We start from the raw sequence: 13,099 nt of genomic DNA, 5'->3' as shown, positions 1-13,099 counted from the left end.
GCCACGGGCCTCCCGTCAGCAGGTGCGTCGTGTCAGGCGCCGCGCCCGGTGATCGCGCGGATCCGCGCGACGACGCGGGGGTTGCGCGCCCCGAAGCTCAGCGCGGTGAGCCGGCGGAGCGACACGGTCGCGCGGTGGACGAGCAGGCCCGTCGCCTCGGCGATGTCGGAGACGGCGTGCCACCGGGCACGGAGCGATGCCGGGTCGATCTCGGTGGCGGCCGCCATCCGGATCAGCTCGACGAGCCCCTCGCCGCCACGCCAGGAGGTGCTCTGGTTCTCGAAGCGGCGCAGGATGCGGTCGATCGCCGAGGCACGGTGGTTCGCGACGGCGTGCGACCAGCGCACGTCCTGCGACACCGGGTCGACGAGGATCCAGCGGGGGGCGTTCGCGTTGAGCGCCGAGAGCTGCGCGAACGTCGTCAGGGTGCCGAGGGCGATCGCGACGTCGAAGATCTGCCGCGGGCGACCGCCCACGGCGATGGCTGCCCCGGGGAACGCCTGCCGCGCGGTCCGGATCTGCGACTTCGCGACGATGACCGTCACGACCACGTCGTCCGGAGCGGCTTCGAGGGTGTTGAGGACTCGAGCGACGACTTCGTTCGTCAGGTCCGCCGGCAGGTGCAGGGACACGCGCACGACGTCGTCGTCGGGCAGGAACGCGTCGGCGAACACGTCGACGGCGTCGCGGTAGCGGGCGAGGAACAGGGCGACGGCGCCGGCGTAGAACGGGTACCGCTCGAGCAGGATGCGCTCGTGCTCCAGCCGGAGCGACGGGCCGCGGTCACCGCTGAAGCTCGTCGAGCCGGTGTGCAGGACGAGCGCACGGTTCGCCAGCACCGACGTGAAACCGTGCTCGTTGATGCGCAGGCAGAAGTCGTTCTCCTCGCCGTAGCCGGGGGAGAAGACCTCGTCGAACAGGCCGAAGCGGTCGACCATCTCGCGCCGGATCAGGAAGCAGAACCCCATCGCCACCGGTGACACGGTCGAGCGGGGGAGCAGGTACTTCGTGCGGCCGTGCAGCTCGCGCGTCCGGCGCGGCGGCAGCGTCGCACGCGGGTTGCGCCGGGCGTAGGGGAACGACGCGATGGTCGCGTTGTCGCTCCGCGCACACACGACACCGATCGCGTCGTCGGACGCCAGCACCGCGGTCATCTCGTCGAGGAACCCGGGCATCGGCACCGTGTCGCTGTTGAGCAGCAGGACGTCGTTGCCGGTCCGGTCGAGCTCGAGGACGGCGCGGTTGCAGTTGCCGACGAACCCGAGGTTGCGCGGGTTGCGGGTGTACTCGAAGCCGGGGTGCTCGCCGACGAGCTCGAGGACGCGGGCTTCGATCGTGTCGACGTGGGGCCCGACGTCGTTGGCCAGCAGGACCCGGTCGACCGAGAAGTCGACGGTCTCCAGCAGCGCCTGGATGCAGCGCTCGAGGCCCGGGAGGTCGTCGTAGATCGGGACGACGATCGTCACCGGACGTCGGTCGCGGCTCATCGTCGCACCAGCTTCCGCGCGACCACACCCGGTCGGGCGAGCAGTCGGCCGACCGTTCCGGAGCGGGCGCGCACCCGGTTCGCGAGCAGGCCGAGCGCGGCGCGCGCACTCGTGGCACCGAGCGACGCGTACGCGCCCGGGAGCTCGAACCAGTACCGCGCGGCCTGGGGGAGCCGGTAGCCCTCGGTGCCGACCAGCGCGACGAGGCGTGCGATCGCCGCAGCATTGTCGTGGCCTGCGCCCGTGACCGAGGCGAGCCGGTCCGGAGCGGCCGCACCGTGCCTCCTGGCCGTGTCCGGGTCGGCCGCGTACGACGCGAGCGCGTCCGCGAGGGCCGAGACGTCGTCGGCGTCCACGAGCACGCCGGTGACACCGTCGTCGACCAGCTCCGCGCTCCCGCCCTGGCGGGTCGCGACGACCGCCTTGCCCAGGGTCATGTACTCGGCCGTCGTGCGGCCGAAGGCCTCGATCGTCGACGGTGTGATGCAGACGTCCGCCGCCTGGATGAACGGAGCGGGCGTGTGCTGCTCGCCCGCGAACACGACACGGTCGGCGACGCCGAGCGCGCGGGCGCGCTCGGTCAGGCGCTGGTCCTCGCCGGGGTGCTTCCAGCTGCCGACGAAGCACACGCTCGCGGCGACGCCACGTTCGTGCAGCGCGCCGAGGGCGTCCACGACCCGGTGCTGCCCCTTCGACTCCTCGACACGCCCGAGGACCGTGATCCGGAGTCCGGGCTCGGCCTGCGGGAACGGTGCGACCGCCGGCTTCTCGTCCTTCGTGGCCAGGAGTCGCTCGGTGTCGACCGTCGGGTACGCGACGGACAGCTTGTCGGCGGAGATGTACTGCGCCAGGTGCTCGCGCATCGCCTCGGAGTTGGTGACGACGGCGCCGGACAGCAGGCCGATGTCGCCGAGGGCACCCGCGCGCCCGGTCTGGAACTGCAGCCCGTGGTCGAGGTCGCCGTACTCACGGACGAACCACGCCTGCGGGATCCCGAGGACCGCGGCGGCGAACGACGCCCACGGTGCGACGAGGGTGTTCGTGACCACCAGGTCCGGGCGCTGCCGCTCGTACAGACGGATGATGGCGTTCACCGCGGCGTAGTCGACGGTGGCGAACGCGGCACGTTCCGCGGCCGGAGCCGGCTGCGGGCTCGGCAGCGCCCACCCGCGGAACCGCAGGGCGTCGTAGGACCAGCCGCGGTCGTCGAGCGCCTCGATGAACTTGCCCTTCGGGGCCTTCGTGACGAAGGTCGGGGTCATCGTCGGATCGATCGCCAGCCAGTCCTCGACGAACCGGAGGAGGGACCGCTCCGCGCCGCCCAGGTTGACGGGCGCCGTCGAGTGGTTGGCGAAGCTGACGATCACCCATCAACTCTACTAATGATTTTCCAAGCGTTTGCTCTCTGGCCACTCGCCGCGCGCCCGCGCCACCGCGTCGAACGTGCGTTGTGCAACCAGTGTGCGAGAATGCCTCGTCCCTGAATCCCTGTGAGGAGCGCTCCGTTGCGCCCCGGAGGAGCCTGCACCCGAAGCATGACGTACCTGAACGAGCTCATGTCGTCGCGCGAGTTGCTGATGAACCTCACTGCGCGCGAGGTCAAGGGCAAGTACCGCCGCACGGTCTTCGGGCAGCTGTGGTCCCTGATCAACCCACTCGCGACGATGCTGATCTACACGATCGTGTACTCGTTCATCTTCCGGGCGCGTCTCGAGGTCGGTGACCCCAGCGGACTGAACATCTACCCGCTGTGGCTCATGTGCGGCCTGCTGCCGTGGATCTTCGCGCGCAACGTCATCAACTCGGGGATGACCTCGATCGTGGCCAACGGGTCGCTGATCAAGAAGGTCTACTTCCCGCGGATGACGCTGCCGCTCGCAGCGGTCGGGTCGTTCGGGTTCACCTGGCTGGTCGAGATGGGTGTGCTGCTGATCGCCCTCGCGATCGCGGGGTCGAACTTCTGGATCTACCTGCCGGTGATCGCGCTGACGATGGTGTTCCTCGCCATGTTCGCCGCTGGCCTCGGGCTGATCCTGTCGATCATCAACGTGCACTTCCGCGACATGCAGCACCTCGTCGGCATCGGCCTGCAGATGTGGATGTACCTGTCGCCGATCATCTACCCGCTGTCGCTCGTCGAGGACGCCGCGAACAAGGCCGGACACCCGTGGATCATCCACGTCTACAAGCTCAACCCGATCGAGCGGTTCTCCGAGGTCTTCCGGAACCTCATGTACGACAACCGACTCCCGAACTGGACCGACCTGGTCGCGTGCGCCATCGCTGGATGCGCCTCGCTCGCACTCGGCTACTTCGTGTTCTCCCGCAACGAGAAGAAGCTGGCTGAACTGCTGTGAGCGATGCTGCCGTCACCGTCGACCACGTGTCGAAACGATTCCGCATGTACAGCGAGCGCAACGACTCGCTGAAGAGCATGGTCATGCGCGGCAAGAAGTCCGTGCACGAGGACTTCTGGGCACTGAAGGACGTGTCGTTCGAGGTCCCGCAGGGCAAGACCTTCGGCCTGATCGGCAAGAACGGGTCCGGCAAGTCAACGCTGCTGAAGTGCCTGGCGAAGATCCTCTGGCCGGAAGAGGGCTCGATCACTGCCCGCGGCAAGCAGGCGTCGCTGCTCGAGGTCGGTTCCGGCTTCCACCCCGAGCTCTCCGGTCGCGAGAACGTGTTCCTGAACGGCTCGATCCTCGGGATGAGCCGCAAGGAGGTCACGCGGAAGTTCGACGACATCGTGTCGTTCTCCGGCGTCGGCCACTTCATCGACCAGCCGGTGAAGAACTACTCGTCGGGCATGTACGTCCGACTGGGGTTCTCCGTCGCGGTCGCGGTCACCCCGGACGTGCTCGTCGTGGACGAGGTGCTCGCCGTCGGTGACGCGACCTTCCAGAAGCGCTGCCGGACGAAGTTCAAGGAGATGAAGGACGAGGGCCGCACCGTCATCCTCGTCTCCCACTCGATGAGCACGGTCAAGGACATGTGCGACGAGGTGGCTTGGCTCAACGAGGGCGAGCTGAAGATGATCGGCAAGACGAACGACGTCGTCAAGGCGTACAACGAGACCGTCTGAGCGAGGGAATCCTCACCTGCTGAGCCACTCGCGGTAAGCGTTCCAATCGAAGGCGCGAGTGATGCTCTTTTTCAACACTAAGATGTTCCAGTGACTTCCGCCCCCCTGACGCAAGACGTTCGTGCGCGCGCGCGGAGGAGTCGACCGCGGTTCTCCATGCTCGATGGACTTCGTTTCGCTGCTGCCCTCGGCGTCGTTCTGTTCCACTTCACCGCTAAGCAGCACCAAGCATGGGGGCGACCAGTTCCCGAGGTCTTTCCTCACTTGCACACCTTCACGGCGCTGGGTTACTACGGTGTGCATCTCTTCTTTGTCATTTCCGGGTTCGTCATCCTCATGACCGCTTGGGGAAAGGACATACCGTCCTACGTTGCTTCAAGGATCAGTCGTCTCTATCCGGCGTACCTCGTCGCGGTTCCGACGGCTGCGGTCTTGTTGGGGGTGATCTGGCTCGAGCAGAAGCACATCACGATCTACCAGGTCGCGGTGAACCTGACCATGATGCAGGGCGCGTTCGGTGTGGACCACATTGATGGTGTCTACTGGACGCTCTGGGTGGAGCTGCGCTTCTACGTGCTGATCGCCATCCTGATGATGATCGGCATCACCAGGCAGAGAGTCCTCGCGTTCGCCGCTTTCTGGCCGGTCGCCGCAGCGTTCGTCCGCACTACTGACCAGGCGTGGCTCGCCGAGGCCCTCAACGCCGATTACGCTGCTCTGTTCTCCGGGGGCATGGCGATCTACTTGCTTTCCCGCAACCAGCGGGACCTCGCAGCGTGGTTGGTACTTGCGATGTCAGCCTTGCTGGCCATTGCAGTGCCCGGCCAGGCGAGCCAAGCCACCCTCGCGAGTTCGACAGGCGTCAGCTTCTCGGGCCACACCACGGCACTGGTCGTCCTGTCTTGCTTCGGCGCTGTCGCGGTCGTCACGTTGACTCCATTGGCGCGCGTCAACGTGAGATGGCTGACCGCACTTGGCCTCCTGACGTACCCGCTGTACTTGGTGCACGAATGGTGGGGCTGGTGGATGATCCACCTTCTCTCCGGGAAGCTGCCAGACCTTCTGGTACTTGCGATCACTCTTGCGTTCGTCGGTGGATTTGCAGTCCTGGTTTACTACTTCGTAGAAAGGCCCTTTGCGCCGCGAGTCCGATCTGCCGTGGAGAAGACCCTCCGCGGCGTCCCGACCCTCAAGTAGGAACCACTCGGTGTGCCGCTCGCGCTTGGTCACGCGGTCGGGTAGGGAACCTACGGGCTGCAGCGAGACGTCATCCAGCGATCGCCCCGGCCGTCGCTCGCCTTGCTTCCTGCCGGACATCTCCGCGGAGCGGCGTCCCAACGAGGAAGACGCCGCTCCACAAGACGGATCAGCTGCCCCCGGAGGAGATAAGTGCCTGCATCGCGCGGAACACTCGCTCGCTACTGTTCCCATCTCGGAACGGGAAGGCAGATTCTGTCCGGAGGGCGTACTGGTCCGGTTGTGTGAATGAACCGCCGGCGAGCCGCAGGAGTTCACGGACCGTCTCGGAAGCCGTGGTCGTGACCGGGCCGAATCCGTCCCTGTGGTAGTCGAAGTACCCGCGCCGGCCGATGTGGCTGCCACCGAAGAATCGGTCGATGTCGAAGTGCAAGTAGACAAGCGGAATGTCCAGTAGCGCTGCTTCAAACCCGAGGGACGAGTAATCGGTGACGACGGCGCGAGCGTGCGCGAGGACATCCTGGATGTTCTCAGTCTCGAAGTCGGTGACGCGAACGTCAGGGTGGATGGTGAAGTCGGCGAGGTACGGCTTCATATTCGGGTGCGGCATGAACACCACGTCGCAGCCTTGGTCCCTCGCAGCGGCGACGAACTCCTCGGAGGAAAGCAAGGCACTGTACTCGCGAGCGTAGTCACTTGAAGCGAACGATTCGGACCGAGACCGCATGCCGGTCAGCGGGTCCACCGCGCCGAGGAGGTAGTGCCGCCACGTCGGCATGACGACCACGAGATTTCGTTCAGTGGTCGCTGTGAACTCGCGCTTGTGGATCAACTTGTCGTGGCGCGGCATCCCTGTGAGCACCACTTCGCGATCCGTGAACGTGTAGGGGCCGTCACCAGCGATCGACTCCTGCTCGTCGACGGTAGTGGTCACGAACAGCCGGAACGGCTTGTTGTTCAGCCACCTCGACAAGTCGTAGTTGATCACGCCGTGCTGGAGGAACGTGAAGTGGTATCGCTGTCTCCCGAACCGTCGGGTCGGGAGCGGCTGGACTACTGGCTGATCCGCGTGGGAGGAGGCATAGTGGACCGCGCACATCATCAGGAGCTCCCAGTCCCTTGACCCGTGCGCGACGAGGCGGAAACCCTCCGCTTCGAGTCGGTTCCAATCAGCCGATTTCGGATGCAGGACGAACCACGCGTTCACCGAGGGGTGGTTGTCGCGGACGTACCGGTAGAGGTGTTCTGCGTTGTCGTTCGCGGCATGGATCTTGTCCATGAACACCCACGCATCGGTGAAGCGACTTCGAATCCGCTTCGAGCGGAGCTGCGCGGACATCTTGCGTTCCACGAGTGAGGTCTTCGAGAACCTGGAGCGAAGCTGTCGGAGTTCGTTACGAACGTCTGCCGCGATCCACTGCCCAGGTCTCTGGCTGTCCTGAGTGAAACGGCGGTAGACGGACCGGCGCTGCCCGGTGATGGCCGGGTCGAGCTGCGCACGTGAGAAGCTCTCGGAGACCAGACGCAGCTCGCGGTTCGACGCGAGCAGGCCACGGCCCTCGACGTAGATCTCGATACGGTGCCCGTTCGGGACCCAGAGATGGCGCCGCTTCAGGAGTTCGCGGCCATAGAACGTCAGAGTCTCCGTCGTCGCGTACGTCGGCGAGACGTCTTCCCCATTGACCACGATCCGAGTTTCAGGTGCGTCGCCGGTGAACCAGTACGTGAGGTGACTCAACTGCGCACGCTCGTCGACTTCCATCAAACGCGCCTCGACCGGTCGGTAGTCGGCCTTCTCGTAGCCCGTCAGGAGCGCGAACCGGACTGCGAACTCGACTCCCATCACGTCGAAGGATTTGATCGAGTCCTTGCTGAGTCGGGAAAGCATCTCACCGACGAGTTGATGGAACCGTGGGAAAGCGTCCGTCGGGGCGCCCGCGCTGGGAGAGTGCATCGCGCGCTCGTTCTTGAAGTACCAGAACAGGTCGTAGAGGACGGTGTTCTCGAGCCATCGCGGCAACGACCCACGTTCCTGCGCCACACGAAGGATGTCGAGGTACCCGAACTCGATCACATCGTCGTACTTCTCGCGCATCGAGTAACTGGTCTGGATCAGCGATGACTGGTCACCCCGTCGCCGATAGTGGTACTTAGCGGACGCGAGCAGGCCCACCTTGGGATCGGGCTGAAGCAACAGGTACCGAGCAATGAAGTGCGCGTCCTCGAAGTTCGGCTTGACACGTTCATCGAAACGCAGTTCCGCTTCGAGCACCCGTCCGGTGCGGAGGAAGGCCGAGGCTGCGCTCAGTTGGATCATCGGCTCAGCAGTCAGGTGGGCAATGCGCGTTCCCAGCGCGAACTTGCCCCGTAGCGGGTGCTGATCGTTGAGCTCAGTGCCGTCATTGTCGAGGTAGACGAGGTGGGAGGAGAGCAGCGCGACGTCCTTTTCCCCGTGGAGTCGGATGAACTTCAGCGCCTGGGCGAAGTAGTCGGGGTGGAGCACGTCATCGGGGTCGGGGAAGGTCAGCCATGGTCCTCGAGCGCGCAGCAAGCCCGTGTTGCGCGCCGCGGCGGCTCCACCGTTCTCTTGGCGGATCAGAACGGTGGCCTGTTCGGGGTGACTGGATGCCCATGCCTCGATGAGCGATGCGCTTTCGTCAGTCGCGCCGTCGTCCACGAAGATGAACTCGACCGCCCCCGCTGGGGCATCCTGCTGCGCGAGCGAAGCCAAGAACGCCGGAAGCCAGCGTGCGACGTTGTACGTCGGGATGACTGCGGAGATGATGGGCGCTTCGTGTTGGAACGTCTTCTCGGGCATGGATCTTTCTCGGTCGCCGACTGCGGGTCTCGGGGTTCGCGCGCGGATCGGCGAGTGCCCCAACACATGAGTCTAGGTCGAGACTGCGGTCCGCTAGGCTCCCCGAGCGACTGACAGCTGCTCACGCCGAAGATCGGCGTGCGGATGACCCGAGAGGACGAAAGCATCGTGACGACTGCGGGCAACGGGGGACGCTACGACTTCAAGATGGCGGCTGTGATCGCCGTCTACAACGTCGAACGGTACCTGCCCGAGTTCCTCGCGTCGCTCGAGGCGCAGACGATGCCGGTCGAGCAGGTTCAGGTGATCCTGGTCAACGACGGTTCGACTGACGAGAGCCTGCGGGTCCTTGAAGAGTGGGCGCACGGCCGCGCCTCGCACGTCACCGTCATCGACCAGGAGAACCAGTGGGTTGCGGCCGCCCGGAACGCGGGGATCCGGCACCTCCGAGCCCAGTGGGTGACGTTCGCCGACCCTGACGACGTCTTCGACGTCAACTACTTCGCCGAGGTCGAGAAGTTCATCGACCTCCACGGGGACGAGTCCGTGGGGATGCTCGTGACGCACCAGATGCGTCTCAATGAACGTCTCGAGCTCGCGAACACCCATCCGCTGCGCGTCAAGTTCTCCCGGGGGTCGCGCATCGTCGATCTGGCAGTGGATCCCATCATCCAGCTGGCGGTGAACTCCGCGTTCTTCCGCGTCGACCAGATCACCTCGGCGGAGATCGCGTTCGACGACCGCGTGCGCCCGGTGTTCGAGGACGCGCACTTCATCGGGCAGTACCTGCTGTCCCTCGATGACGCTCGAGTTGGGGTCCTCGCGTCTGCGAAGTACCACTACCGAGTGCGAGGCGACGGTACTTCGTTGATGGAGTCGCACTTCGACAAGCCGACCAAGTACACGAGCGTGCTGGAATTCGGGATGCTCGACCTCCTCGAACGAGCTCGGCGATCTCGGGGGGTCGTGCCGCGGTGGCTCGAGAACACCGTGCTCTACGACCTGTTCTGGTACTTCAAGAACGAGCGTGCGCTCAACTCCCCGTCGGCTCTTGCGCCCAGTGACGTGTTCGACGAGTTCCACGCTCTCGTTGCGAAGGTTCGTTCGTCCCTGACTGCCGACGCGATCATTGCGTTCGACATCATGGGAGTCGAGTTCGCAGTCAGGAAGGCGTTGCTCGACGGGTACGGAAGCTCCTCCAATCGACCGAACTACGTGAGGTTGGCCCGCGTCGACGAAGGTCCGCAGCAGGTCAAGCTGAGCTACTGGTTCAACGGGACTCGTCCGAGCGAAGAGTTTCGGGTCGACGGAGCGACCGTGCAGCCCGTCTTCGAGACGGTGCAGGAGTACGTGTTCTACGGCCGTGCCGTGATGAAGCAGCGCCATGTGTGGCTCGAGCGAGGAAGAACCACCACGGTCACTCTGGACGACGTGCAGATGCCGATCTCGACCGAGGAGTCCCTCGGACTTGAACTGAGCCTCACGCGTCACCAGCTGCATCCGCTGATCATGAAGCAGCGCGAAGCGTCCGAGCCCCGCTGGACTGACCTCGATCTGCCGGCCTCGCGGCAGGTGCGCCGCGCCGTCGGCAACGTGCTTCGCGAGGTGCGATCGGGTGCGGCACGTCGACGGGCGTCCGATGCGTTCGTCGGGCTCCGCGCGCGATCGAAGCGGTTCGGCTCAGAGTTCCGAGATGCTTGGGTGTTCATGGACCGGGACACGAATGCGAACGACAACGCAGAGCACCTGTACCGCTGGGTGAAGAATCACCACCCGGAGATCAATGCGTGGTTCGTGCTGCGACCGGAATCTCAAGACTGGCGGAGGCTGGAAGGAGAGGGCTTCCGGCTCGTGGCCTACGGAAGTTCGCGATGGAAGGTGCTCTTGCTGCACGCGATCCACTTGGCCTCCTCGCACATCGACCAGTACGTGGTCGACCCACTCGACAAGCGACGCTACGGGAAGCTGCCCTTCCGCTTCACATGGCTCCAGCACGGTGTGACGAACTACGACATCTCCCGATGGGTCAACCCCAAGCCCGTCGAGTTGTTCGTCACGGTGACGCCTCAAGAAACCGCCGCGATCGCTGGAACCGGTCCGTACTTCTTCAGCGACCGGGAAGCGGTCCTCACGGGCTTCCCGAGGCATGACGAACTCATCAGGAAGCGCAGCGAGGTCCCCGACGCGGACCGCGACCTGCTGTTGATCATGCCCACGTGGCGCAAGAAGCTCGCCGGCAGGCAGATCGCCGGGAGCAACGAGCGCGTCAAGAACCCCGATTTCATGCACAGTACGTACGCGCGCGCTTTCAACGGTCTCATCGGTTCGGAACGCCTCCGCGATGATGCGCGTCGTTCGGGGAAGCGGGTGGTGTTCATGCCGCACCCGAACATGCAGCCCTACCTGTCGGACTTCGACATCCCCGATTGGGTCGAGGTGTGGGACTTCGACTCCAAGAACGTGCAGGACGTGTTGGCTCGTGCGGCTCTCGTCGTCACGGACTACTCCTCCTTGGGATTCGAAGCCGCTTTCCTCGATGTGCCGCTGGTGTACTTCCAGTTCGATTCTGCTTCGTTCTTCGATGGGACCCACGTCGGACGCCGGGGGTACTTCGACTACGAGCACGACGGATTCGGACCGGTCGCCTTCGACGTCGAAGGCGTTGAAGACGCCATCGCGGAGATCGCTGCGAGCGGATGGCGGTCTTCCCCCGTCTACCTCGGGAGGACCGAAGCAGCGTTCGTGACGCGGGATGAGCGAAGCTGCGAGCGCGTGTTCGGAGCGATGCTCGCGCTCGACGGCGCCCCGCGCATCACTGAGCTGCAGCGAGAGGTGGGACGAGTGGCCAGCAACTGATTCCCGTCACCTCACGACTGGAACGCGGACCTTCGCCTCGATCATGTTGTGGTCGGAGGGGATCACCGACGTCCCGGGGTTCCAGTTGTTGACGAACTCGTCACTGCCCTGCAGCCCCTGGGTCAGGATGTAGTCGATCCGCTGACCGTCCTTGTTCGGGTCATCGGCTTGCTTCGACGGTGCCTGGTAGTTGTTGTACGTCGTCTTGGCAGTTCCGTAGCGGTGCTGTGATGCCGAGGCGTCGTAGAAGCCCCCTCGGATCAACGTGGGCTGCGCGCCGTCGATCGCGTCCTCCGGGTACCGGCTGTCGTTGAGGTCGCCGCCCAGCAGGACGGGAAGCCGCTTGCCCGCGGCGTTCGGGGTGTTGACCCGGTTGAAAGCCGTCAGGAGTTGCGTCGAGTTCTGACCGAGGAGCGTCTTCCGCGGTGTGCTGTACGCGCTCGACGGGATGCCGTAGTGCGCGGCGACGACGTAGAAGGTGGTCCCGCTGCCGTCCTTGGCCTGCAACTCCGCCCAGGGGGTGTTCGTGTCCGGCGCCGCCGAGGCAGGGGAGACCTCGTAGTCCTTGATGCCGGCGAGGACACCGTGGTCGAGGACCGTGTACTTCGCCGGGTCGTAGTAGATCCGGTTGCCCTGGTGGGACTTGCTGACGGTCATCGGGGCGGTGTCGACCAGCTGCAGGTTCGGGAGGCGTCGATCGAGATCCAGGTAGGCCTGCTCGGATCCGGCACCGTTCGAGAGACCACTGGCCTCGAGGACGGTGAGTACGTCGGGGGCCTTGTCGTTGATCACCTTGGCGATCGCTGGCGCACGCTTGGCCCAACCGGGAGCGCCGCTCGTCTCGCAGCCGGAGCACAGGACGTTGTAGCTGGCGAGGTGCACGGGCGTGCCGGAAGCGTTCGGCTTCGTGGGCGTGGGCCAGGCGCTCACCTGCGCAGACTTCCGGACGAAGGTCGAGTTGAAGTAGGTGTTGCGCGCCATCGCGCGGACGTAGATCGGGTTCCCGTACGCGACCGAGGTCAGGTCGCTGTCGGATCCCGGCAGGGTCCACGTGCGGGTGGCAGGGTCGAACGCCGACGACCACGGCGTGAAGTGGGGCGTCCACCGGTCAGGGGTCCGGTTCTCGTTGGGACCCGCTGACCATCGCACTTGGTAGTCGCTCGCGTTGGCGACCTCGGGGATCGACACCGTGACGCCGTTCGTCGCGGGCTTCGCCGTGATCGTGCCGAAGTTCGCCACGGCGTTCGGTTGGAGCTTCGTCGTGACTGTCTTCGCCCACGCGCCGGCCGTCGTGCCGGTCTTCGCCGCGACCGTCACGTAGTACGTCTTGTCGGGCTGGAGCTTCGTCATCCATGCTCCGACGGTGGTCGAGTCCTTGTAGACCGGGCTGCCGAGATCCGACCGCGTCGACCACTTGAGGACGTAGGCGGTCGCCTTCGGGACCGCTTTCCAGGTCATCTTGACGCTCTTACCGGCCCAGTCCTGTGTGGCCTTGGCCACTCCGGTGACCTGCGCGGGCTTCGCCGCAGCCTGAGCCGGTGCCACCACGAGCACCGACGACACCGCGATCGCGCCGACGACGGCGAAACGAGTGATCCAACGAGAAGACATCCCGACCCCCTGACCTGATCTCCGCTCGACGGTAGACTGTCTCGGCTC

General features: G+C 65.2%; 8 protein-coding genes. 4 read left to right on the top strand and 4 right to left on the bottom strand.

The window, feature by feature from the left end:
- Nucleotides 1-32 precede the first annotated feature (32 nt).
- Together EDF23_RS03895 and EDF23_RS03890 are read right to left on the bottom strand one after the other, a co-directional pair.
- Nucleotides 33-1,487 carry a glycosyltransferase family 2 protein gene (locus EDF23_RS03895; RefSeq protein WP_131920590.1) on the bottom strand — a complete coding sequence of 485 codons (1,455 nt, stop codon included), beginning with the start codon at nt 1,485-1,487 and terminating at the stop codon, nt 33-35.
- Entirely contained in the window at nt 1,484-2,854 is a 1,371-nt protein-coding gene (locus EDF23_RS03890) for a glycosyltransferase family 4 protein (protein ID WP_131920588.1), read from the bottom strand. Before EDF23_RS03890 ends, EDF23_RS03895 begins: the two co-directional genes overlap by 4 nt.
- A gap of 168 nt (nt 2,855-3,022) precedes the next feature.
- Between EDF23_RS03890 and EDF23_RS03885 the strand changes: the two genes are divergently transcribed.
- From EDF23_RS03885 to EDF23_RS03875, 3 genes are all read left to right on the top strand, one after another.
- Entirely contained in the window at nt 3,023-3,844 is an 822-nt protein-coding gene (locus EDF23_RS03885; protein ID WP_131920587.1) for an ABC transporter permease, read from the top strand.
- 44 nt (nt 3,845-3,888) lie between these two features.
- Nucleotides 3,889-4,569, top strand: a complete 681-nt coding sequence (locus tag EDF23_RS03880) for an ABC transporter ATP-binding protein (protein WP_111039170.1) — start codon at nt 3,889-3,891, stop codon at nt 4,567-4,569.
- A gap of 90 nt (nt 4,570-4,659) precedes the next feature.
- The gene (locus EDF23_RS03875; protein WP_131920585.1) at nt 4,660-5,766 is read left to right on the top strand and encodes an acyltransferase; all 1,107 of its coding nucleotides are present in this window, start codon (nt 4,660-4,662) and stop codon (nt 5,764-5,766) included.
- 169 nt (nt 5,767-5,935) lie between these two features.
- On the opposite strand, the gene EDF23_RS03870 is transcribed toward EDF23_RS03875, so the two are convergent.
- Complete coding sequence (locus tag EDF23_RS03870) at nt 5,936-8,584, bottom strand: CDP-glycerol glycerophosphotransferase family protein (protein WP_131920583.1); 2,649 nt, start codon at nt 8,582-8,584, stop codon at nt 5,936-5,938.
- Between the two features lie 144 nt (nt 8,585-8,728).
- On the opposite strand from EDF23_RS03870, the gene EDF23_RS03865 reads away from it, so the two are divergent.
- A complete protein-coding gene (locus tag EDF23_RS03865) occupies nt 8,729-11,440 on the top strand; it encodes a CDP-glycerol glycerophosphotransferase family protein (RefSeq protein ID WP_131920581.1) in 2,712 nt (903 codons plus the stop codon).
- Nucleotides 11,441-11,446: 6 nt separating this feature from the next.
- Here the strand turns inward: EDF23_RS03865 and EDF23_RS03860 are convergent, their stop codons facing one another.
- The gene (locus tag EDF23_RS03860) at nt 11,447-13,051 is read right to left on the bottom strand and encodes a hypothetical protein (RefSeq protein WP_131920579.1); all 1,605 of its coding nucleotides are present in this window, start codon (nt 13,049-13,051) and stop codon (nt 11,447-11,449) included.
- Between the last annotated feature and the right edge of the window lie 48 nt (nt 13,052-13,099).

This window comes from Curtobacterium sp. PhB128 (assembly GCF_004340725.1).
Lineage (GTDB): Bacteria > Actinomycetota > Actinomycetes > Actinomycetales > Microbacteriaceae > Curtobacterium.
Note: the sequence above shows the minus strand (reverse complement) of the source record. Positions and strands in the feature narration are given on the sequence as shown.

Excerpts from the sequence above, each read along its gene's own strand:
- EDF23_RS03895 (WP_131920590.1), bottom strand. The coding sequence starts at position 1,487 with ATGAGCCGCGACCGACGTCCGGTGACGATCGTCGTCCCGATCTACGAC.
- EDF23_RS03885 (WP_131920587.1), top strand. The coding sequence starts at position 3,023 with ATGACGTACCTGAACGAGCTCATGTCGTCGCGCGAGTTGCTGATGAAC.
- EDF23_RS03880 (WP_111039170.1), top strand. The coding sequence starts at position 3,889 with ATGTACAGCGAGCGCAACGACTCGCTGAAGAGCATGGTCATGCGCGGC.
- EDF23_RS03870 (WP_131920583.1), bottom strand. The coding sequence starts at position 8,584 with ATGCCCGAGAAGACGTTCCAACACGAAGCGCCCATCATCTCCGCAGTC.
- EDF23_RS03865 (WP_131920581.1), top strand. The coding sequence starts at position 8,729 with ATGACCCGAGAGGACGAAAGCATCGTGACGACTGCGGGCAACGGGGGA.
- EDF23_RS03860 (WP_131920579.1), bottom strand. The coding sequence starts at position 13,051 with ATGTCTTCTCGTTGGATCACTCGTTTCGCCGTCGTCGGCGCGATCGCG.